This window comes from Trueperaceae bacterium (assembly GCA_019454765.1).
Classification (GTDB): Bacteria; Deinococcota; Deinococci; order Deinococcales; family Trueperaceae; genus JAAYYF01.
This window is the reverse complement of sequence record JACFNR010000005.1, coordinates 19,429-40,123: the sequence shown is the minus strand read 5'-3', so window position 1 is coordinate 40,123 and position 20,695 is coordinate 19,429. Positions and strand designations below refer to the sequence as shown.

At 74.2% G+C, this 20,695-nt stretch carries 18 protein-coding genes; all 18 read right to left on the bottom strand.

Features of this window, described 5'->3' with window-relative positions; translation table 11 throughout:
• Positions 1 to 50 precede the first annotated feature (50 nt).
• A complete protein-coding gene (locus H3C53_02705; GenBank protein MBW7915588.1) occupies positions 51 to 779 on the bottom strand; it encodes a class I SAM-dependent methyltransferase in 729 nt (242 codons plus the stop codon).
• On the bottom strand, positions 776 to 2,521 hold the full coding sequence (locus H3C53_02700) for an ABC transporter ATP-binding protein (protein MBW7915587.1): 1,746 nt from the start codon (positions 2,519 to 2,521) through the stop codon (positions 776 to 778). Before H3C53_02700 ends, H3C53_02705 begins: the two co-directional genes overlap by 4 nt.
• Positions 2,518 to 3,819, bottom strand: coding sequence for a sugar synthetase (locus H3C53_02695; protein ID MBW7915586.1), 1,302 nt, complete (start codon positions 3,817 to 3,819; stop codon positions 2,518 to 2,520). Before H3C53_02695 ends, H3C53_02700 begins: the two co-directional genes overlap by 4 nt.
• Complete coding sequence (gene lpxA, locus H3C53_02690) at positions 3,816 to 4,595, bottom strand: acyl-ACP--UDP-N-acetylglucosamine O-acyltransferase (protein MBW7915585.1); 780 nt, start codon at positions 4,593 to 4,595, stop codon at positions 3,816 to 3,818. Before lpxA ends, H3C53_02695 begins: the two co-directional genes overlap by 4 nt.
• Positions 4,595 to 5,014, bottom strand: coding sequence for a 3-hydroxyacyl-ACP dehydratase FabZ (gene fabZ / locus H3C53_02685; GenBank protein MBW7915584.1), 420 nt, complete (start codon positions 5,012 to 5,014; stop codon positions 4,595 to 4,597). Before fabZ ends, lpxA begins: the two co-directional genes overlap by 1 nt.
• A 6-nt stretch (positions 5,015 to 5,020) precedes the next feature.
• On the bottom strand, positions 5,021 to 6,007 hold the full coding sequence (locus tag H3C53_02680) for a Gfo/Idh/MocA family oxidoreductase (GenBank protein ID MBW7915583.1): 987 nt from the start codon (positions 6,005 to 6,007) through the stop codon (positions 5,021 to 5,023).
• Positions 6,004 to 6,768 (bottom strand): UDP-3-O-acyl-N-acetylglucosamine deacetylase, encoded by a 765-nt coding sequence (locus H3C53_02675; protein ID MBW7915582.1) that lies wholly within the window; start codon positions 6,766 to 6,768, stop codon positions 6,004 to 6,006. The genes H3C53_02680 and H3C53_02675 overlap by 4 nt, the downstream gene beginning before the upstream one ends.
• Positions 6,769 to 6,776: 8 nt before the next feature.
• Complete coding sequence (lpxD, locus tag H3C53_02670; protein ID MBW7915581.1) at positions 6,777 to 7,841, bottom strand: UDP-3-O-(3-hydroxymyristoyl)glucosamine N-acyltransferase; 1,065 nt, start codon at positions 7,839 to 7,841, stop codon at positions 6,777 to 6,779.
• Positions 7,828 to 9,570, bottom strand: a complete 1,743-nt coding sequence (locus tag H3C53_02665; protein MBW7915580.1) for a hypothetical protein — start codon at positions 9,568 to 9,570, stop codon at positions 7,828 to 7,830. Before H3C53_02665 ends, lpxD begins: the two co-directional genes overlap by 14 nt.
• A 68-nt stretch (positions 9,571 to 9,638) precedes the next feature.
• Positions 9,639 to 10,676 carry a rod shape-determining protein gene (locus H3C53_02660; GenBank protein ID MBW7915579.1) on the bottom strand — a complete coding sequence of 346 codons (1,038 nt, stop codon included), beginning with the start codon at positions 10,674 to 10,676 and terminating at the stop codon, positions 9,639 to 9,641.
• Positions 10,677 to 10,817: 141 nt separating this feature from the next.
• Entirely contained in the window at positions 10,818 to 11,429 is a 612-nt protein-coding gene (gene tsaB, locus H3C53_02655) for a tRNA (adenosine(37)-N6)-threonylcarbamoyltransferase complex dimerization subunit type 1 TsaB (protein MBW7915578.1), read from the bottom strand.
• Positions 11,396 to 11,866: a tRNA (adenosine(37)-N6)-threonylcarbamoyltransferase complex ATPase subunit type 1 TsaE gene (gene tsaE / locus H3C53_02650; GenBank protein ID MBW7915577.1), complete on the bottom strand. Its 471-nt coding sequence runs from the start codon at positions 11,864 to 11,866 to the stop codon at positions 11,396 to 11,398. The genes tsaB and tsaE overlap by 34 nt, the downstream gene beginning before the upstream one ends.
• Positions 11,863 to 14,628, bottom strand: coding sequence for a hypothetical protein (locus H3C53_02645; GenBank protein MBW7915576.1), 2,766 nt, complete (start codon positions 14,626 to 14,628; stop codon positions 11,863 to 11,865). The genes tsaE and H3C53_02645 overlap by 4 nt, the downstream gene beginning before the upstream one ends.
• 49 nt (positions 14,629 to 14,677) lie before the next feature.
• The gene (locus H3C53_02640; protein ID MBW7915575.1) at positions 14,678 to 16,657 is read right to left on the bottom strand and encodes a hypothetical protein; all 1,980 of its coding nucleotides are present in this window, start codon (positions 16,655 to 16,657) and stop codon (positions 14,678 to 14,680) included.
• On the bottom strand, positions 16,654 to 17,526 hold the full coding sequence (locus H3C53_02635) for a hypothetical protein (GenBank protein MBW7915574.1): 873 nt from the start codon (positions 17,524 to 17,526) through the stop codon (positions 16,654 to 16,656). The genes H3C53_02640 and H3C53_02635 overlap by 4 nt, the downstream gene beginning before the upstream one ends.
• A 118-nt stretch (positions 17,527 to 17,644) precedes the next feature.
• A complete protein-coding gene (locus H3C53_02630; GenBank protein MBW7915573.1) occupies positions 17,645 to 18,601 on the bottom strand; it encodes a DeoR family transcriptional regulator in 957 nt (318 codons plus the stop codon).
• A 72-nt stretch (positions 18,602 to 18,673) separates the two neighbouring features.
• On the bottom strand, positions 18,674 to 19,159 hold the full coding sequence (locus tag H3C53_02625) for an EVE domain-containing protein (protein MBW7915572.1): 486 nt from the start codon (positions 19,157 to 19,159) through the stop codon (positions 18,674 to 18,676).
• Positions 19,150 to 20,685, bottom strand: coding sequence for a glutamine-hydrolyzing GMP synthase (guaA, locus tag H3C53_02620; GenBank protein MBW7915571.1), 1,536 nt, complete (start codon positions 20,683 to 20,685; stop codon positions 19,150 to 19,152). The genes H3C53_02625 and guaA overlap by 10 nt, the downstream gene beginning before the upstream one ends.
• Between the last annotated feature and the right edge of the window lie 10 nt (positions 20,686 to 20,695).

Sequence of the window (20,695 nt, the reverse complement as noted above, 5' to 3'; positions counted from 1 at the left end):
GGGCGCGCCCTGAGACGGTCCAGCGACCACGACGAGGGCGGGGCCGCCCTTCAGCCGCCGGCCAGACCCACCATCAGCGCGCTCGACGCCTCCAGGCGCCCCCTGTCGAAGCCGCCGAAGAGCCGCACCCGACCGAACCCGGCCTGCGCCAGCGCGCGCTCGAGCTCGAAGCGGTGGTAGTAGCGCTGCAGGAGGCGCGTGCGGCGCCGCGTGATGGCGCCGTCAGGCGAGCGGACGTCGAGGTAGTACACGCTCTCGAGTAGCTGCGCGTCGGGGTCGTGGTCCTGCACGAGGAAGAGGTCAATGTGCTCGCCGAGCCCTGCCCAGGTCGGCTCGCGCCTCACCACCCCCAGCTGGCCGAGGTGCGGCCTGAACAGGTCGAACGCGAAGGTGCCGCCCGGCGCCAGGTGGCGGCGCACGCCCGTCAGGGTGCGGTCCTGGTCCGGCACGGTGTAGGCGTGCATGAGCGTGTTGAAGGGGGCGATGACGAGCGGGAACTCGCGGCCGAGGTCGAGCTCGCGCATGTCGGCCTCGACGAGCTCGACGGTGGCGCCTTCCGGGAGGCGCCGGCCCGCCCGCGCCAACATGGCCGGCGCGGCGTCCACCGCGACGACGGCGTGGCCGGCGCGGGCCAACGCCGCCGTGACCCTGCCGGTGCCGGCCCCCAGCTCCAGCACGGGCCCGCCGAGCTCGTCGGCGAGCCGAAGGTAGAACGGGATGTCGTCGCGGTAGGCCGCGTACTGGAGGTCGTAGAGGTCGGGCGCGTCGTCGTAGATCACGCCGGCGCCCCCACGCCGTCGGCGAGCACGAGCACGTCCGCCCGCTCGGCGAGGGCCGGGCGGTGCGTCACCGCGAGCACGAGCCGCTCCTTGGCGAGCCGGGCGAGGAGTGCGTTGATCTCCGCCTCGCTGCCGTCGTCGAGACTGGAGGTCGGTTCGTCGAGGAGCACGGCGTCGGGGCGGCCGAGCAGGGCGCGGGCGACGGCGAGCCGCTGACGTTGGCCGCCAGAGAAACCGCCGCCGTCCTCGGCGAGCCGCGTCGCCAAGCCGGCCGGCAACGCTCGCACCGCGCCCGCCATGCCCACGGCCTCCAGCGCCCACCACAGCTCGCCGTCCTCGGCCACCCGGCCCATCGCGAGGGCGTCCCTCAACGCCCCCGACAGGAGCTCGTGCCCCTGCGGCACGTACGCGAGCCGGCTCCGCAGGGCGGCCTCGTCGACGTCGGCAAGGTCGACGCCGTCGAGCGTCACCCGCCCTGCCGTCGGGCGCGCGAAGCGCAGCAGCAGCCGCAACAGGGTCGTCTTGCCGCTGCCGCTGGGTCCACCCACGACGACGAGGCCGCGCCGTGGGAAGCTGAGGTCGACGCCGGCGAGGACTGGCCTGGCGGCGTCGTAGCCGAAGGCCACGCCGTGAAGCGCCAGTAGGGGCGCCTCGCCGGGTTGAGCGTGGGCGCGCGCCACCGTGAAGCTAGTGGGGGCGGGGGTCGCGTCGCCTTCGCTCGGGCCGTCGCCTGCCGCAGCCGGCGGGTGCGCGCCCGTGGTAGGCGACAAGTGCGCGGCGCCCTGGAGCGCGTGCAGGCGCCGGGCGGCGGCGCGCGCCTGTCGGTACATGGCGTACCCCTGCGGGAGCAGCTGAGTGGGGGTCGCTGCCAGCGCCACCAGCGTGAGGAACGCGGTCACGTCGCCGACGGTCGCCGCGTCGCGCGCGACGGCGCCGACCAGTATGACGACCAGCACGCCGATGGCGGTGAAGACGAACAGCTGCGTGAGCGGCGTCTGGAGGCCGGCGATCAGGCTGCGCCTGGCCGTCGCGCGCGCGGTCCGGCGGTTGGCCGCCCCGAGACGTTCGCGCATCGCGCCCACGGCGCCGAAGGCCCGGACGAGCTCGTGATGCTTCAGGCCCTCCTGGAGGTGGTGCGCCACCTCCTCTGTGCCCTCGAGCGCGCCGCGCGTGGCACCCTCCAAGCGCCGCCCGACGAGGCGCAGGACCAGGGCGCCCGGCAGGGCGAGCGCGAAGAGGGCCAGCGCCGCCGTCGCGTCCGCCCTCACGAGCAGCGCCAGTATGAAGAGCAGCGTCGCGCTCTCCGCCACCAGGGTGCCCAGCCCGTACCGGAAGTACGTCTCGACCTCGCGCAGGTCGCTCACGACCCGGCCGGCCAGGGCGCCGCTCGTCCCGGGCAGGCTGCCGGGAGGGGAGGCAAGGAGATCGGCGTAGAGCCTGTCGCGCCACGTGGCGCCCAGGTGGGCGGCGGCGCGGCCGAGCGCCGCGTCCTGCACCCAGAGGGCGAGGCTGCCGCCGAGGGCCACGGCGCCGGCGGTGCCCAGCACGCGCGGCAGGGCGCTCAGGTCGTGCGCCTGCAACACGTCGTCGAACAGGGGCGCCACGAACAGGGGGACGATGGCGACCCGCAGCCCTGCCCCGACGAGCGCCGCGGCCACCCCCAGCCAGGCGCTGGTCGAGCGGGGCCACAGGAGCGCGGTCGGCCGCGCCCGGGCGCGGCCGCCGCCGGCGGTCGCGCTCACGTCCGGCCGCTCCCGGCCGCCGCGGTCGGGAGCGTCGCGCCACCGTCTGCTCGCGCCCGCCCGGAGGCGGCCGGCAGGACGGCGTCGAGCAGCGCGGCGGCCGCGCCGCGGCGCGGCATCGTCGCGTGCAAGCGGGAGCGTCGCGCCGCCAGGTCGGCCGGGTCGGCGAGCAGTCGCAGCACGGCCTCCGCCACCCGGGCCGGGTCCACATGGCCGCTCAGCTCGACCATCAACTCCTCGCCGCTCAGGCGGTTGGGGAGCGAGACGGGCACCTTGAGGCCGTTCACGAACATCCGCACGGCGTGCCGCTTGAGGTACTTGCCGACGAGCGGCACCAGGCCGAGCCAGTGCCCCGCGCCCTCTAGCGGGATCAGCTCCGGTTGGTTGAGGGGGAGGAGCACAAGTGACGGGACGCCCGCTATCCCCAACTCGAGCGTGTTGGTGCCCGGGATGGTCAGGGCGAGGTCGGCGGCGCGCATGTGCGCGTAGCGTTCCTCCTCGGGCACGAGCTCGAGCCTGCCGCCCCCGGGCGTGATCACGGCGCGGGTCGGCCCGTCGTCCACCAGGCTGCCGGCCACCCCGCCGAGGGTGGCCGCGTGCCTGCCGGCCACGCCGGCGGCGATGGTGTCGGGCCGCAGCAGGCGGCTGACGGGCCACACGAACCTGGCGCCGGGCAGGGCCGCCCGCAAGCGGTCGACGACGGCGATCAGGAGCGGGATGAGGTGGACGGCGAACGCGTCGCGGCTCCCCGCGAAGAGCAGCACGTGCGGCGACCCCGGAGAGGCCGCCGGCGTCGCCTCGTCGACCGCGTCGGCGACGAGGTTGCCGACCACCCGCACCGCGCCGGCGGGCGCCCCGGCCCTCACCGCGCGCGTGCGCACCCGCTCGTCCGGCACGAGCAGCGCCGTCAGGCCGCGCTGCCAGTGCGGCTCGAAGCTGTAACGGTAGGCGGGGTGCCCGAGGCGGCGCCCGAGCGCCACGGTCAACGCCGCGTTGCCGCCGAGGCCGATCACAACGCCGCGCCCCGGCTCGGCGCTCAGTCCCTCCGGCGCCGCGCCGACGGCGGCGGCGCGCAGGTACTGCGCCGGCGTGGTGACGAGGTCCGGCGCGAACGTGCGGGCGATGGCCGCCTCGTTGCCGCCGGCGAACTGACAGGGCACGAGACTGATGGCCACCCTGACTAAGGGGTCGCGCCGCCTGAGGGCGTCGAGCACCGGGCGCACCCAGGTGTATAGCTCGCCCGGGCCGTTGCTGACGAGGACGACCTGGTAGGGGCCTCCGCCGACGGCGCCCTTCATCCCCCGCTCACGAAGCGCGCCACGCCGCGCCTGCTGCCGGCCAGGAACTCGAGCAGTTCGCGGGCGTCGGCGCTGGTGCTCGCGAGCTCCTCCAGGGCGCCGAGGTCGCGCCGGCGCACGAAGCGCAGGGCGCGCTCCAGCGCTGCGTACCGTTCGCCCACGATGCCGTTGCGCTTCAGACCCACCCCGTTCAGGCGGTAGTGACGCACCGGGTTGCCGCGCGCCATGCTGAATGGGAGCACGTCCTGGTTGGCGGCGCTCGCCGCGCCGAACATGGCGAAGGCGCCCACCCGCACGTACTGGTGCAGCAGCGCGCCCGAGCCGAGCACGGCGTGGCGCCCGACGACCACGTGACCGCCGAGCTGCGCCGCCGTCGTGATCGTCACGTTGGGCCCCACCCGCACGTTGTGCGACACGTGCGCGTAGCTCATGACCAGGGAACCCCTGCCTACCCGCGTCTCGTTGCCCTCGCCCGTGGCCCGGTGGACGGTCACGAAGTCGCGCAGCGTCACGTCGTCCTCCACCACGGCCAGTGTCGACTCACCCTTGAACGCGGAGTCCATCGGCTCGCCCCCCACCACCGCGTACGGCCCCAACGTGCAGCGGGCGCCCACCCGGCTGCCGGCGTGGAGCACGGTCCCGGCTAGGAGGCGCGTGCCGGCGCCGACCTCGACGTCGGCCTCGATGACCACGTTCGGCCCGACGGTCACGTCCGGCGCGAGGCGGGCGGAAGGGTGGACGTGCGCCGACGGCGCCCGCCCGGCGTCCGCAGTCATCAGCGGGCGTACATGAACGACAGCTGCGCCTCGGCGACCACCTCGGCGCCGACCAGGGCGCGCGCGTCGACCTTGCAGAGACCACGGCGGAACAGGACGATGGTGCCGGTCAGGCGGAGCTGGTCCCCCGGTACGACCTTGCGCCGGAACCTGGCCCCGTCGACGCCGGTGAGGTAACCGACGCCGGGCTCCCCCTGCCTCCCCTCGCGCACGGCCAGGCCCACCGCCGCCGCCTGCGCCAGCGCCTCGATGACGAGCACCCCCGGCATGACGGGCTCGGTCGGGAAGTGCCCCACGAAGAAGGGCTCGTTGTGCGACACGTTCTTGAGGCACTCGAAGTCGTCGCCGTCCTGGCTCACGAAGGCGTCGACGAGCAGGAACGGGTAGCGGTGGGGGAGGATGCCGCGGACGTCTACCATGGCACGTCAGTGTACCGGCACGGGGCGCGCCGCACGCATGGCGGCGAGGATGTCTGTGGCCAGTTCCAGCGAGCGCATGTCGTCGTCGAGCGTCCCGATCGGGTCGGCCTTACGCTCGATGCGGGCGATGAAGTGCTCGAGCTCCTTGCGCAGCGGGTTCTCGTCGTGAACCAGGTGGCGGTCGAGGCTGACGTGGCCGGCGCTCCTGGCGGCATCCGGCGTCCGGAAGAACTGCACCTCGCTGTAGGGTTCCTTGCCGAAGTCCACCCTGACCGTCTTGTCGCGCTCGGCGATGAGCATGGTGCGTTCCGGGTCGGGGGAGACGCGGCTGGCGAGGAGGCGCGCGACGCAGCCGTTCTCGAACGTGATCTGGGTGGCGGCCACGTCCTCGAGCGGGGAGCCGTTCAGAGGGAGCCCGGCGGCCGCAACGTCAGTCACGCGGCTGGCGACGAGGCCCAACAGGATGTCGATGTCGTGGATCATCAGGTCGAGCACCACCCCGACGTCCTTGACCCGCTGCGAGGGCGATAGGCGCCGCGCCTCGATCAGGTACGGCTCCCTCACCTCGCGCGCCAGCATCTGCACGGCGCCGTAGAAGCGCGTGATGTGCCCGACCTGCAAGACGAGCGCCCGTTGCCGCGACAGCTGCGCCAGCGCGCGGGCCTGCCCCACCTCGGTGGCGACCGGCTTCTCGACCAACACGTGCACGCCCGCGTCGAGGAGGGCGCGGGTGACGGCGAAGTGGAGGCTCGTCGGCACCGCCACGCTGACGGCGTCGATGGCCTCGCGCGTCAGCATCTCCTGGACGGTCGCGTAGGTGGCGCACCTGAAGGTCTGGTGCGCCTGCGTCCGCTTGGCGGCGTCGACGTCCACCATGGCGACGAGCGTGACGTGGGGCAGCGTCATGTAGTTGGTGGCGTGATGCCGACCCATGACGCCCGCGCCGACGACGGCGACGCGGATCGGTTGCGGATGGGCGCCCCCGGTGCTCACTCCGCTCCCACGTGGCGGAGGGCGGCGCGCGCCAGCTCGTGGTGTAGGGCGTGTGAACCGCGGTGGATGCTGACGGCCCCCTCGAGCGGGCGACCCAGCAGCGCCAGGTCGCCGAGGGCGTCGAGGGCCTTGTGACGTACCGGCTCCTGCGCGTGGCGAAGGGGACGCGACGGCCCGTCCATTGCGAAGACGATAACATGCTCCTCATCGGCCCCAAGGGCGAGCCCGCGCGCGAGCAGCGCCTCGCGGTCGCTCAGGAACCCGAACGTGCGCGCCTCGAGGAGCTCGCCGTAGGCGCCCGGCCCCCCGGCCCACGCCTGGACCCCGATGGCGGGGTGAGCGAACTCGATCTCGTAGGCGAGCGACTCGCGGCCGGGCATCACTCGCCCCCGCGCTCCGCCGACCGACACGCTAACGGGCGCTGTCATCACGAGTGGCGCCGGCGCCGGCGGCGGCTCGCCCAGTTCCGCCACGGCGGCGGCCCACGGGGCGGCGGAGCCGTCGAGGATCGGGAGCTCGTCGGCGCTGGCCTCCACGAGCACGCCCGCGAAGAAGCCGGCCACCCGCAACGCCGCCAGCAGGTGCTCCACCATGTGTACCTTGGCGCCGTCGGCGCCCAGGCTCGTGGCGCGCTCGGCGCCGATGACGTGCGCCAGGTCGGCGGGCACCTCGACGTATCCCCGCCGGAAGCGGGTGGGGCCGCCGACCCGGTGCAGCGTCACGCTGCAGGTGAGGCCGCTATGGACGGCCCGCCCCGCCACGCGGACCATCAGGCGGGCCCCGCGCCCTCGCCGCCCGCTTTGGTGCGGCGCCACCACTCCTCGAGCTTGCCGAGCAGGTAGAGCTCCCGCACGAACTGCCGGTGCGGCCTGGCGGGGAAGCCGGCCCAGGTCGCGCCGGCGGGGACGTCCTTGGTGACGCCGCTGCGCCCGGCAACGCGCGCGCCGTCGTGGATGGTCACGTGGTCGCTGACCGCCACCGCCCCGCCGATGATCACGCCCGAGCCAACGCGCGCGCTGCCCCCTATGCCCGTCAAGCCCGCGATGAGGGTGTCGGAGCCTATCCGCACGTTGTGACCGACCTGGCAGGCGTTGTCGATCTTGGTGCGCGCCCCCACCACCGTGTCCGCGAGGGTGCCGCGATCGATGCAGGTGTTGGCCCCGACCTCGACGTCGTCCCCCAGCACCACGCCGCCCAGGTGGTGGATCTTCGTCACGCCCGTCCTCCCGGCGGCGTACCCGAACCCGTCGGCGCCGATGACGCTGCCGGCGTGAAGCGTGACCCTGTCGCCGAGGACCACGCCCGGGTAGAGCGTCACGCCGGGGTGAAGGCGGCAGTCGACGCCGAGGCGCGCGCCGGCGCCGACCACGGCGCCCGCCCCCACGCAACTACCGGCGCCGACCACGGCGTCGGCCGCCACGACGGCCGCGGCGTCGACGCGCACCCCTTCGCCCAGCACGGCCGTGTGGTGGACGACGGCCCGCGGGTGAACGCCCGGCGGGGGCAGGTGCGGGTCGACGAACAAGGCGCTCGCCAGTGCCAGGGCGAGGCGCGCGTCGGCGACCTCGGCGGCCGCGCCGGGGTAGCCGTCCAGCCAGGGGGTGCCGGCGGGCACGACCAGGAGTGCCGGGGCCGGCTCCGGCGGCCCTGCCGCCGCGTCCGCGGCGGCCATCACGCAGGCGCTGACCGCCGGCCGCGCGTCGGGCAGCGCCAGCATGCCGCGGTCGCAGAGGCGTTCCAGCGGCCGGGCGAGGTCTTCGACCGCGCCGCGGCTCAGCCGCGCGCCCAGCGCCTCCAGCAGCTCGCCGACCGTGAGGCGTTCACCGCTCGTCATCCTCTGCCCCCTCCTCCCCGGCCCCGCCGGCAGCATCGCCGTCCTCGCCAACGTTCTCGGCGCCGTCGGCCCCGGTGCCCTCGTCCGTGTCCTCGGCGACGACCACCTCGAGGGTGACGCGCTCGTTGCCGTCCACGACGAACGCGAACGGGGTTCGCAGCAGGCGCAGCACGTCACCGTCCGGTGTCACCACCTCCACGACCAGCTCGCTGGCCTGCACCTGCTGGCGCAGGGCGTCGAGGAGCTCGGGGTAGCTGCGCGGCCTGTCGACCTCCTGTTCGTCCACGTGAGCGTCGCCCGTGTCGCGCGGCACGTCGCCGCCGCGGATCAGCAGGGTCAGTTCCCCCTCCATGTCTGCTGGGATGGGCACGCTCACGTTGCGCACGATGGCGGGCTGGCGGTAGGGCTGCAGCCGCAGGTGGACGATGGCGTTCTCGCCGGCCGCGACCGTCGTCTCCTCCGCGACGGCCTCCTCCAGAGTGGCCACGCGCTGGCGCTCGTCGAGCCGGATGGCGAGGGAGACCCGCGTCACGTCGCTCTCCCCGAACCGGTTGTCGGCGAGGAGCGCCAGCGGCGAGAAGGCGAGGACCGCCGCCCGGTAGCCGATGTCGGTGGCGTCGTTCGTCTGCTCGAGCACGTTCACGCGCTCGCCGCTCCCCAACGCGATCTCCCACGCCACCTCGGCGTAGCCCCCGGTGGTCGCGCTCAGGTAGCGGTCGAGCAGCGCCAGCACCCCGGTGCCGACGACGGGGGGGTAGAGGCGGTCGTCGGCGGGGACACTGAAGCTGTAGCTGGTGCTGGGGCCGATCCCCAGCAGGCTGAGTTCGACCAGGATGGCGGGCGGCTCGACGCCGAGGCGTCCGGCGATGGCGCCCGGCCTGTCTTGCTCCACGGTGCCGAGGATGGGCCCGCCCGCGTTGGCGAGCTTGAACGGCACGTCGGCGCTGGCCACGATGGCCGTGACCTCCGCCGGGACGACGGGGTAGGCCACGCGGCCGAGGCCGAGGAAGGGGTGGCCGAAGGCGAGCAGCTCCCCGTCCTCCACCGCGGTGACGGTCCCCACGGCCTGGATGTTGACGTCGCCCCAGGCGAGGGCCACGGCGAGCGCCGAGCCGGGCCCCAACTCGTCGGCCGCGCCGGGCGCCCCGCTCGGCGAACCCGGTCCGGTGCCGCCCCCCTGCGCCACGAACGGCGCCACGCGCTCGTCCCTGAAGAGCGGCGCCAACAGCGCGGCCGCGCGCGTGGACACGCCGGTCATGAGGACGGGGGTGGCCGCCGGCACGGCCCGGCCCACCCCGGGGACGTCGACGAACGGCGGCATGCGCCCGGGCAGGGCCCGCCGCATCACGGCTATCGGGGTCACCAGCGCGAGGTCGTGATCGGCGCGCGGGAAGACGTAACCGATGGCGCCGAGCAGCGCGTCGCCCGCCTCGGTGGAGACGTAGACGGGGCTACCGCTCATGCCGGCGGCCACGCCGCCGGCGGCGGCGATGAACTCGCCACCGGCCCGCACCAACACCAGCGGGAAGCCGGCGCCGCCCTCCCACTGGACGGCCACGACCTCGATGGGGAACCGCTCCAGCCGGTTGCCGGGGCCGGCGGTCACTGCGTGGCCCTTGTCGCCCACCACCACCTGCTCGACGGGCATGTCGGGCGCCGCGCCGCGCTGGGCGTGCCCGACCGTGCCCATGCAGAGCGCCACCGTCAGGCAGGCCGCCGCGACAAGCACCTGCGCCGGCGCCGGGCGCGGCCGCTCCCCGCGAACGAGACGCGCGGCGCGCGGCTGCGCCGCCACCCTCAGCGCCTCAGGAAGTTGTCGGAGATCAGGGCGTCCTGCAGGACGTGGAGCATGTCGAGCGCCTGCCCCGTGCCGAGCGCCACCGACTCGGTCGCGTTGTCGGCCACCATGACGGGGATGCCGGTCGTCTCGCGCAGCAGCTCGTCGAAGTTGCGTAGCAGCGCGCCGCCACCCGTCATGATGATGCCCCGGTCGATGACGTCGCTCACGAGCTCCGGCGGCGCCTGCTCCAGCACGCGCCTCACGCCGTCGGCGATCTTGGCGATGGGCTCCTTCAGCGCCTCCACGACGTCCTTCGTGGTGACCGTGATGCTCTTGGGGAGGCCGTTGATGAGGTCGCGGCCGCGCACCTCCATCGAGTCGTCGTCGGCGGGGCCGCGCAGCATGGCGGCGCCGACGTGCGTCTTGACCGTCTCGGCCGTGCGGTCGCCGATCAGGAGGTTCTCCTTGTGGCGGATGTGCCTGATGATCGACTCGTCGAACTCGTTGCCGGCGATCCGCAGGCTCTCAGACACGACGATCCCGCCGAGCGAGATGATGGCGATGTCGGTGGTGCCACCGCCCACGTCGACGATCATCGAACCGGTCGGTTCGGCGATCTTGACGCCGGCCCCGATGGCCGCGGCGAGCGGCTCCTCGATGAGGAACGCCTTGCGGGCCCCCACCTCGCGGGTGGCCTGCAGGACGGCACGGCGCTCCACCTCCGTCACGCCGGAGGGGACGCACACCATGATCTGCGGCTTGAACAGCCGGCTGGGCCCCGTGAGCACCTTGCGCACGAACGCCTGCAACATCTTCTCCGTGAGGTCGTAGTCCGCGATGACGCCGTCGCGCATGGGGCGCACTGCGACGATGTTCCCGGGGGTCCTGCCGAGCATGCGGTAGGCCTCCTCGCCCACCGCCTTCACCTCGCCGGTATCGCGGACCATCGCGATGACCGACGGCTCGCGCAGCATGATGCCCTTGCCTTTCACGTAGATGAGGACGGTCGCCGTGCCCAGGTCGACCCCCATCTCCTGACCTAGTTTGAAGAACATGCTCACTCCCGCCCCACGGGGCTCACGGCTCCACGACGCAGCCCGGGCCGAAGCGACGCCCGGGGCGCGCGGCCGGTGAGGGGCATCGGGAGACGGTCCACGAGCACGCCGTGGTCTCGCGGTGCCGCAGTATAACGCCAGTCACAGGTAGTAGGGCTCGACCCGGCGCCCCGCCACGGCGGCTAGCGCGGAGACGGCCGCGTCCGGCGGCGCCCCCTCCACCACGCGCAGACCCGGGTAGGCGGCGGCCAGCGCGGCCCGACCAAGCTTGCGGGGCGCCTCGAGCTCGTCGTAGGTCGGGACGGACGGCCCGGCCTCCCTGCGCAATAGCCGCTGCGCGTACACGTTGCCGCGGCGCGCGTCCATCACGGCCACCACCTCCTCTCCAGGCGCGGCGCGCGTGCCGGCGACGGCGACGAGGCTCGAGGCCCCCGCCACCGGGACCCCCCAGGCGCGCCCCAACCCCGTGGCGGTGGCGACGCCCACGCGCACGCCGGTGTACGAGCCCGGCCCGACCCCCACGCCGATGAGACCGACCCGCCCGGGCGCGATCCCCGCCCGCTCGAAGAGCGCATCCAAGGCCGCGATCACCAGCGCGGCGTGGGCCCGCCCCACGTCGTCGGCGCCGGCCGCCAGCACGCCGAGCTCGGGGTCGACCAAGGCGAGCGCCAGGTGGGCGCTCGAGCAGTCGATGCCGAGGAGGATCCTCCGCTCGCCCGTCACGTGACGGGCCGCCTGCCCCAGCGGGCCCACCGCACCCGGCTCCCCTCGCCGTCGTCGGCGGCGCCGAAGCCGAACTCGAGCCACCACGCCTCGGGGTAGGCGTCGAGCAGGCCCTCGCCCCACTCGACGACCACGAGCCGCGCCCGCTCGAGGTAGTCGTCGAGCATGGTCCCGGCCAACGGCGCGGCGCCACCCAACCGGTAGGCGTCCATGTGCACGAGGGTCCCCGCGGGCGAGGGGTACTCGTGCACCAGCGTGTAGGTGGGGCTGTTCACGGGCGCCTCCACGCCGAGTAGCGACGCCAACGCCTGGGTGAACGTGGTCTTGCCCACGCCCAGCGGCCCGGACAGGACCAGCAGGCTGCCGTTCGGCAGGGCGGCGAGGGCGGCGCGCGCCAGCTCGGTGGTGGCGTCGAGGGAGGCGAGGGGGAGGGCGCCGGCCGGCGGGAGGGCGGTCCCGGCGCTCACCCGTCGCCCGGCGCCGCCCCCGCGAGGGGCCAGGTCGCGGCGTCGCGCCTCACCCGGTTGACCATCAGCCCGGCCAGGTCGGGGTCGCCGAGCCGCAACGCCAGCCACTCGCCGTTGGGCAGCCAGGCGACGATGAGCGCCTCGTCGTCGGCTTGCCAGCAGGCGGCCGTGGCGCCGGCCAGGGGCACGGGGCTGGGATCGGTGGCGCCGGCAGGCAACGTGTCGTCTGTGCCGGCCAGCAGGGCGCCGGCGGCGTCCATCCACGCGCCCCCCTTCACGTACTTCTCGCTCAGGTACTCGTCGAGGACCGCCTGGCGGGAGAAGGTTGGCGTCTCGGGCTCCGCCGGCGGTGGGTCGGCCGTCCGGAACAGCCCCAGGACCCCGTCGAGCAGGCCACCGCTCACCACCTGGTCGGCCACCAGGCGCGTGGCCTCGTACTCGCCGCGGAGTTCCACCAGCATGCGCTCGGCCTGGCCAAGGGCCTGCTCCAGCTGCAACTGAAGCCCGCGCGACAGGCGCGGCAGAGCGTCCCGTTGCGAGTCCAGGTGGTGGAGGATCCGACGCACCGTCACCACGCCGTCGCTATTCAGCTTGGAGACCGGCTCGAGCTCTGCCAGGGCGGCGTCGAGCCGCGTCGGCATGCCGGCCAGCACCGCGTCGGCCTGCTCCTCGAGCTCGCGCAGGAGCTCGCCGGCGCGCTTGAGCGTCTGTGCCGGCTCGCCCGCCTGGATCCGCTCGCGCGCGTCGGCCAGGAGCGCCTTCAGCTCCGCGCCGCGGCCGTCCCCCTCGAAATGTGCCGCCGCCTGCGCCAACCGCTTGAGCTCGTCGAGCTGCTCCTGCCGCTGCGCCTCGCGTTCCTGCCGGAGCGCCGCCTGGAACTGCGCCAGGTCGGGGTAGCGGCCGAGCTCGAGCCCGAGCAGCGCGCGCTGGATGTGCTCGATCAGCGGGTGGTTCCCCAGCGCCGTGGCCTCCTCGGCCAGCCGCATGAGGCGGCTGCGGAGGCTGGTGGTCAGTTCCTGGCGAAGGGCGTCGACCTCGGTCGTCAGCGACGCCAGCTCGCCGTCGTCGACCAGGGTGGGCGGTCCGGGGTCGTCGTCGAGCAGCAGCCCGGCGACGGCGGAGGCGCTCTCCTGCTCCTGCAGGAGGCGCTCGACCTCGTGGCGGAGGGTGTCGGCGCGGTCCGTGAGCGTGGCCGTGACCGGCAGGCGTTCGAGCTGAGCGCGGAGCGCCGTCAACTGCGCCACCAGCTTCTCGGAGGCCTCGGTGGCGCGTGCCGCCAGGCTCCTGGCGAGGTCCTCCTCGGCCTGCCGCGCCGCGGACACGAGGTCGTGAGCGACGGTGTTCTGCTCATGGGCGAGGCGCAGGTGGTCGAACTCGGCGCGGAGCCTGTCCACCTCCTCGCGCACGTCGGCGTCGTCGCCGCGGCGCAGGAGCGTCGACTCGAGCCGCTCCAGCAGCTCGGACTGCGCGGCGAGGCCGGCGGCCCGCTGTTCGTCCTCGTGCTGCAGGACGCCCTCCTGCTCCAGCGCCAACTGGTGCAGGCGCCGCACGTGCTCCACGTCGGTGCGGTTGGGCAGGCTCGACTCCAGGATGCCGAGGGTCACCCGCAGCGCCTGGTCCAGCTCGGCGGTCGCCACGTCCGACCGCATGGCCGCGACCCTGGCGCTCATCTCCTCGAGCTCCTCGCGCAGGTCCTCGCGCACGGCGCGCGTCGTGGCGTCGAGGTCGGCGCGCATCCCCTCCAGCACCTGGGCGACCGAGCGCTCCGCCTCCAGCTCGGACCTCAGCTCCGCCATCCGGACGGCCAGCTCCGGCAGGTACTCGAACACGTTGGCGTAGTCGCTCTCGAGCGTGCGTAGGTCGTGGAGCTCCGCGTCGATGTCGAGGCGGTGGCTGCGCCCCGCCACGCCGCCGTCCGGCGCCGCCGGCGGCGCCGCCGGCTCGGGCTCGGGCGCCGTGGCGTCGCCGCGCGCGACCGTGGGCTCCGCGCCCGTGGTCGCGTCGCGGGCCGCCGGGTCGAGCGTCTCGCTGTCGGTCGCGGCCGGGGGTTGGGTGGCCGCTGCCGCCTCGACGGGCAGCGCCTTGCGCAACTCGCGGGCGAGGCGGTGGGCGCGCTCGAGCTCGGCCTGGACGAGGTGGCGCTGCGCCTGCGCGGCGGCCACCTGGTTGACGAGGGTCTCGAGGCGCCTAACGCTGTTGCCGCCGACCTCCCGCACCTGCTCGAGCGCCTCCTGCACTACCGCCAGGTCGCGAGCCTGCAGCACGAGCTGGTCCTCTAGCTTCTGTTTGACCAGCTCGAGCTGAGCCTCGCCGTCGGCGAGTAGCCCGGGCGCCTCGCGGCCGGCGGCGGCGTCGGCCTCGGCGAGCTGAACCTGGGCGCGCAGCTTCTGGACCTCCGGCCACTCGAAGTAGAGGTTGAACGGCTTCAGCTCCGCCTGCAGGGCGGCGAGGCGCTTGGCCTGCACCTTGAGGGCGTCGCTGCCCGCCACGGACGGGGTGCTGGCGCCGGCGGAGGACGTCGCCAGCCGGTCGAGGATGCCGGCCACGGTCTCCTTCGCCTGGGTCACCGGCATCAGCACCTGCAGCTGACGGTAGACCTGGGACTTCATGACCTTCTCGATGTCCATCAGGTCCGCCGTGTCCGGCGACCGTCCCAGCTGCCGGAGCCCGTCCTTGAGCGCCCGCGAGACGATGCGCGGCGAGAGCACGGCCTCGAGCTCCGTGACGGCGGTCTGGTAGACGGGGCTGACGGCGGCGTTCATCCGGCGCCTGACCTCCCGCACCTACCCGGGCGCTCGCGGGGCATCATGTTCAGAACTCCTCGTCCCAATCGATGGTGGTGTGGCCGGTGCTGCCCTTGGGTTGCACCGCGGTCGCCTTGGGTTGCGCCCCCTTGCGGGCGCCGCCGAGCAGGCCGAACTGCAAGCAGATGCCGCGCAGGCCGACGATGGCCAGCACGAGCGCCACGAGCACGAGAAGCACCCACGCGACCTGGCCCGTGAGGCCGCCGAGCAGCGACCAGCGCGCCAGGTCGGGAAGCCAACTCAGGTCGACCACCTCGCCGAGGAGGTTGGCCAGGCCCACGACCGCCTGGTAGAAGACCGGAACGAGGAGGAGGAACAGGCCCCAGCCGACGAGGCGCCAGTTGCGGTTGCTCCCGCCGAACGCCATGTTCAGTAGGACCAGGGGGAAGATGGCCAGGATCCCGAGGATCAGGAACACGGCGTCGCGGGCCGGACCGGACCAGTAGCGGGCGACGCCGCCCTCGACCTCGTCGGCGAGCGTGGGGGTCGCGCCGGCGAACGCGCCGCGCACCATCGCGGTGCGAGCGGCGACGAGGGCGGCGTCGGCCTGCGTGGGGTGCGCGGCCGCGAGCTCCGTGAGGAGCGCGTCCGTCGACGCCTCGAGCCGGGGATCGACGTGGTCGAGGAGCGGGGCCACGTCGCGCCGGAAGACGTCCGTCGTCAGGCTCAAAGCGGCCGTGGCCGCGTCCCTGTCGCCGCGGGCGACGGCGGCGGTCAGCTGGGCGCTGTGGGCCTCGAGCCCCCGCAGGAGCCCGTCAAGGTCGTCGTGGCCGCGCGCCAGCATGCGGTTGGCGGCGGCCGGGGCCGCGTCGGCGCCGACGCCGGCGGCCACGAGCTGCCGGGTGAGCTCCTCGGACTTGGCGCGCTCCGCCGCCTCGCCGAGGGCGAGGAGTCGGGCGGCGACGGCCTCCTGGATGGAGGCCTCGTCGCGGGCGGTGGCCGGCGCGGCCTGCTCGGGGGCGGTGACCACGCCGGCTTCGGCCGGGGCGCCGTTCGCGTCTGCCAAGCCGGCGGGCGCACCGACTGGCTCGGCCGCTCCCGCCGTGGCCGGCGCGTCCGCGGCGCTACCGGCCGTTCCGCCCGAGCTGGTGGCGGCATCTCCCTGCGGGGTCCCACCGGCGCCTTCGGTGCTCGCGGGGGTCGCTGCGGTCGGTAGCTCCACCGGGGCCGGGGCGGTGGCCTGGTCCGGCTCGAGCGCGGCCCCGGCGGCGGCACCGGCGTCGGCGCCGCGTGCGGCCGCGGCGAGGTCGGCCAGGGTCTTCCGGGCGGCCTCGGTCGCGGTCGCGAGCGCCGCCTCGTCGTGGGCGACGAGCGCCTGCGCCGCGGTCACCAGGTCGCGGTTGAGCGAGGGGGCGATGCGTGGCGAGTCCTGCACCAACAGTGACGCCCCGTAGGCGCTCGCCAGGTCGACGTAGGCCGCGTCGGGATCGGTGGCGGCCAGGTCGTCGACGGTGGCGAGGCGGGCGGCGACCGCGTCGGCGAGGCCGGCCTCGAACGCCAGCCGCAGCGCCGGAGCCGTCGCGGCGTCGGTGACGGCGCCCGCGTCCGCCGGAGCGAAGCCGAGGCGGTCCGCGAGGTGGAGTAGCCGCGTCCTCGCCGTCGTCAGGTCGCCACTACCGGCGACCAGGTAGGCGGAGTCCATCACGAGCCGACTGAAGCCCCCGGCCAGGACGGCCGTCTGCACCGCCATGTCGGTCCGGCTCTGGTTGTCGACGGCCACGCGCGTCCTCTCGAACGTGCGCTCCATGGCCTGCACGAGGTTCGTGCTCGTGGCGTCGCGCGACAGGGTGAGGAGGGCGTTCAGCGCCCGCTCGAGCTCGTCTCGCGCCTGGGCGCCGTCCTGGGGAACGCTGGCGGTGGCCACCTCGAGGTTCTCGATCGCGAGGTCGTAGCGCTGCAGAACCGAGTCGTCCTGCGCGAACGCTGCCGCCAGGAGCGTGAGCAGGGCCACCACGCAGGTGGTAAGGGTCAGTTGACGCCGGATCATGCAGCCTCCTCGAGAGCGGCGCGCGCGTTCAGGACGGCACCGATGTTGACGTTGGGTGACGTGACGACGACGACCGTGTCCTCGCCGAACGGGAAGAGGAAGAGCACGCCGCCGGCGCGCTCCACCGACAGGGCGCGCAGCTCTCCAGCGCGCGCCAACAGGTGACGAGACGAAACTACCAGGCCGGGCAGGGCGGCGGCGTCGATGCCCTCGCCGCGCTCCAGGACGACGGCTTGGCGCCTGACCACGACGACCTGCCGGACGCTCTCGATGTCGCCGAACAGCTTGAGCGCCACCTGCTGCGCGCGCTCGACCAGGCGCGGCACGATCTTGCCGGGGGGCGGGGGAGGGGCGGGTCGGCGCGCTGGCCGCCCGTCCCCATGCAACGCCCGCCCGCTCAGGCGCCCGACGGGCCGCTCCAGGACGGTGGCGGCGCCGACGTTCAGGCCTTGGATGGCCGGGACTCCCGACCGCGGCGACGAGCCGCCCGGTTGGGCCGTCGCGGAGACAGGCTGCGGCGGCACGACGACGGCCCGCTCGGCCGTGAGGGCGTCGAGCGCGTGTTCGGCGTCGGCCTCCGCTATCAGGGCGTTGGCCACGGGAGTGGGTTGGCTCGAGCCGAGGTCGGGGTGCGCCGCCAGCTCGTCCGCCAGGCGCTTGAGGGTGCTCGTCAACCCGGCCCGCGGCAACGTCCGGGCGAGCTCCTTGCGGACGGCGCCCGCCAGTAGGTGGCGCATGGCCCCCACGGTGATGGTGTCGCTGGTCTGGCTCTTGGTCTTCAGGGCGTCTTCCAGTATGGAGTGTGCCACCCGTGGCGAGACGAGGGCGGAGAGCGCCGCATGCGTGTACCGGTAGACGTCGTTAGGCATGCCGCTCCTTCCCCTCCTCGCTGCGGAGCATAGTGCCGGGGCGGTCCCCCGGGGTGTGAGATTTTCCGTTGGGGAGCGTCTCCGTGGGCCGCTTCGTGGTGCTCGCCCGCCGTCCGGCTCAGCCGCTGACCGCCCCGTGGGCGTGCGGTCGCTCGAGCGCGCGCGCCAGCCCCTGGGCCACCGAGAAGGCTTCGCCGTAACGCATGCGGGCCGGTCCGACCAGCGTCAGCTGCCCCGTCGTCCGGCCGAGGGCGAAAGCGGCGCAGAGCCGCGCCACCCGGTCGTCGAGTTCCAGGGTGAGGCTGGCGTCGTCGGTGGCCGGGGCGTCCTCCTCCAGCTGCTCGAGCGCGGAGCGCACGAAGGCCGGGTCCGCCCCCTCCGGCTCCGCCAGGAGACGCCCGATGCCCTCCCGGAACACGCGCGGGGGGTGGAGATCGCTCCACGCCGCCGCGAGCGCCTGCAACGTCCGGCTCAGCTCCGCCCCCGCGCGCTTGGCGATGTCCAGGAGGGCGGCCGGCACCTCTCCGACCGGTTGCGACAGCTGACGCAGGTTCCGCTCCGCGTCGTCGATGACGTCGTCGGTCGGGATGGGGTCGACGGTCACCCCGAGCTGGCGCACGAGGCCGTTCTCGAGCACCACCACGGCCAACATCCGGCTGGCGCTGAGGGGCGAGAGGTGGATCTCGAGGATGTTCATGGTGGCGTCGGCGGGTAGCCGCAGCGTGACGGCGTAACCGGACAACTCGGCCGCCAAGCGGGAGGCGAGGTTGAAGAGGTCGTCGCCCACTGCGCCCTTCAACCGCTCGTCGAGGCGCGCCCGCTGCGGGGCCGCCAGCGGCTTGGGGGGAAGGAAGCCGGCGGCGTACGTCCTGAAACCGAGCACGGTGGGGATGCGGCCGGCGGAGGTGTGCGGCTGCTGCAACAGCCCGGCGTCTTCGAGGGAGCCGAAGTCGTAGCGCACGGTGGCGGGACTGACCTCGAGCTGCGCGGCGATGTGAGACGACGCGACGGGGTGCGCCGTGGCGATGTAGGCTTCCGCCACGAGCTCGAGGACCCTCGCGCGCCGCTCCTTCATGAGCCAGATGCTACCACCGGGTCGACGCCGCCCGGGTAAGGGCTCACCGGAGGGTGCCGCCAGCGGGGGCGCTCAGGCGCCGGCCGCGAGCTCCAGCACCCGCCGGAAGTGGCGCTCCTCGACCGGCATGACGCTGAGGCGGTTGCCGCGTGCCAGGAGCTGCATCCCCTCGAGGCCGGGGTCGCCGCGCATCTCCGCCAGCGTCACGGGGCGGGCGAGCTCGCGCACCGGTTCGAGGTCGACGAGGAACCAGCGCGGCTCGTCGGGCGTCGCCTTGGGGTCGTAGTACTCGCCGTGCGGATCGAACTGGGTCGGGTCGGGGTAGGCGCCGCTCGCCACCCGCGCGAGGCCGACGACGGCGGGCAGCGCGGTGCTCGAGTGGTAGAAGAGGACGAGGTCGCCCTCGCGCATGGCGTCGCGCATGTAGTTGCGCGCCTGGTAGTTCCGCACGCCGTCCCAGGCGGTGCGGCCGTCGGCCACGAGGGCGCGGTACGGGTAGCAGTCCGGTTCGGACTTCACCAACCAGGTGCGCGCCGCAGGCGAGGTCGTCACTCCCATTCGATCGTCGCCGGCGGCTTGCTCGTGATGTCGTAGACCACGCGGTTGACCTCGGGCACCTCGTTCACGACCCGGTTGGCGACCGTGGCGAGGAACTCGTGCGGCAGGCGCGTCCAGTCGGCGGTCATGCCGTCGACGCTCGACACGGCGCGCAGCGCCACCGTGTGGCCGTAGGTGCGACCGTCGCCCATGACCCCGACGGAGCGCAGGTCCGTGAGGACCGCGAACGCCTGCCAGGTGGCGCCGTACAGGCCGAACTCGCGCAAAGCGGAGATGAAGACGTGGTCCACCCGCCTGAGCGCGTCGAGGCGGGCCGGGGTGACCTCGCCGATGATCCGCACCGCCAGGCCGGGGCCGGGGAAGGGGTGGCGCTCCCGCAGCACCGGGTCGAGCCCGAGCTGCGCCGCGACCTCGCGGACCTCGTCCTTGAAGAGGTCCCTGAACGGCTCCACCAGCTCGAACCCCAGGTCGGCCGGCAGGCCGCCGACGTTGTGGTGGGACTTGATGTTCGCCGCCCCCGGCACGCCGGCGGACTCGATGACGTCCGGGTAGAGCGTGCCTTGCGCCAGGAAGCGGATGGGGCCGCCGCCCGCCTGGGAGCGCCGCGCCTCGGCCGTGAAGACCTCGATGAACTCGCGGCCGATCGTCTTGCGCTTCGCCTCGGGGTCGGTCACGCCCGCCAGCGCCGTGACGAAGCGGTCGGCGGCGTCGACGACCGTGAGGTCGACCCCCAGGTCGCGCAGGGCGGCAGCGACCTCGCGCGCCTCGCCCTGGCGGAGGAGGCCGTGGTCGACGAACACGGCCACGAGCCTGTCGCCGATCGCGCGGTTAAGGAGCAGCCCGAGCGTGGTGGAGTCGACGCCGCCGGAGATGCCGAGCAGCACCCGCTCGTCGCCCACCCTGGCGCGCACGTCGGCGACCGCGGCCTCGACGATGTTGGCGGCGGTCCAGTCGCGTGGGACGCCCGCCAGGTCGACGAAGCGCTCCAGCACCGCCATGCCGCGCGGCGTGTGGTTGACCTCGGGGTGGAACTGCAGCCCGTAGAGCCCGCGTGAGGCGTCTGCCATCGCCGCCACGACGCCATGCTCCGTCGTCGCCTGAGCCGTGAAGCCGGGGGGCAGGGCGGTCACGGCGTCGCCGTGACTCATCCAGGCGACGAACTCACCGTCGATGCCGTCGAAGAGGGAACCGCGGCGCTCGCGCAGCACCGCCTTGCCGTACTCGCGGGCGCTCCCGCCACCGACGGAGCCGCCGAGCTCGCGCGCCAGGAGCTGCATCCCGTAACAGATCCCCAGCACCGGCAGGCCGAGCTCCAACAGGCCTGGGGCGATGCCGGGGGCACCCGGGTCGGTGACGCTGTTGGGCCCCCCCGACAGCACCAGCGCCGCCGGCCGTTGAGACAGGATCCGCTCCACCGACGAGGCGGCGGGCAGGATGACCGAGTGGACGTTGAGTTCGCGAAGGCGACGAGTGATCAGGCGGCTGAACTGCGAGCCGTAATCGATCACGACGATGCTCTTGGGCACTGTGTTCTCT

Bases quoted from the DNA above. Each gene is read 5' to 3' on its own strand.
- H3C53_02695 (MBW7915586.1), bottom strand. From the start codon at position 3,819: ATGAAGGGCGCCGTCGGCGGAGGCCCCTACCAGGTCGTCCTCGTCAGC.
- lpxA (MBW7915585.1), bottom strand. From the start codon at position 4,595: ATGACTGCGGACGCCGGGCGGGCGCCGTCGGCGCACGTCCACCCTTCC.
- fabZ (MBW7915584.1), bottom strand. From the start codon at position 5,014: ATGGTAGACGTCCGCGGCATCCTCCCCCACCGCTACCCGTTCCTGCTC.
- lpxD (MBW7915581.1), bottom strand. From the start codon at position 7,841: ATGACGAGCGGTGAACGCCTCACGGTCGGCGAGCTGCTGGAGGCGCTG.
- H3C53_02660 (MBW7915579.1), bottom strand. From the start codon at position 10,676: ATGTTCTTCAAACTAGGTCAGGAGATGGGGGTCGACCTGGGCACGGCG.
- H3C53_02645 (MBW7915576.1), bottom strand. From the start codon at position 14,628: ATGAACGCCGCCGTCAGCCCCGTCTACCAGACCGCCGTCACGGAGCTC.
- H3C53_02640 (MBW7915575.1), bottom strand. From the start codon at position 16,657: ATGATCCGGCGTCAACTGACCCTTACCACCTGCGTGGTGGCCCTGCTC.
- H3C53_02635 (MBW7915574.1), bottom strand. From the start codon at position 17,526: ATGCCTAACGACGTCTACCGGTACACGCATGCGGCGCTCTCCGCCCTC.
- H3C53_02630 (MBW7915573.1), bottom strand. From the start codon at position 18,601: ATGAAGGAGCGGCGCGCGAGGGTCCTCGAGCTCGTGGCGGAAGCCTAC.
- H3C53_02625 (MBW7915572.1), bottom strand. From the start codon at position 19,159: ATGGGAGTGACGACCTCGCCTGCGGCGCGCACCTGGTTGGTGAAGTCC.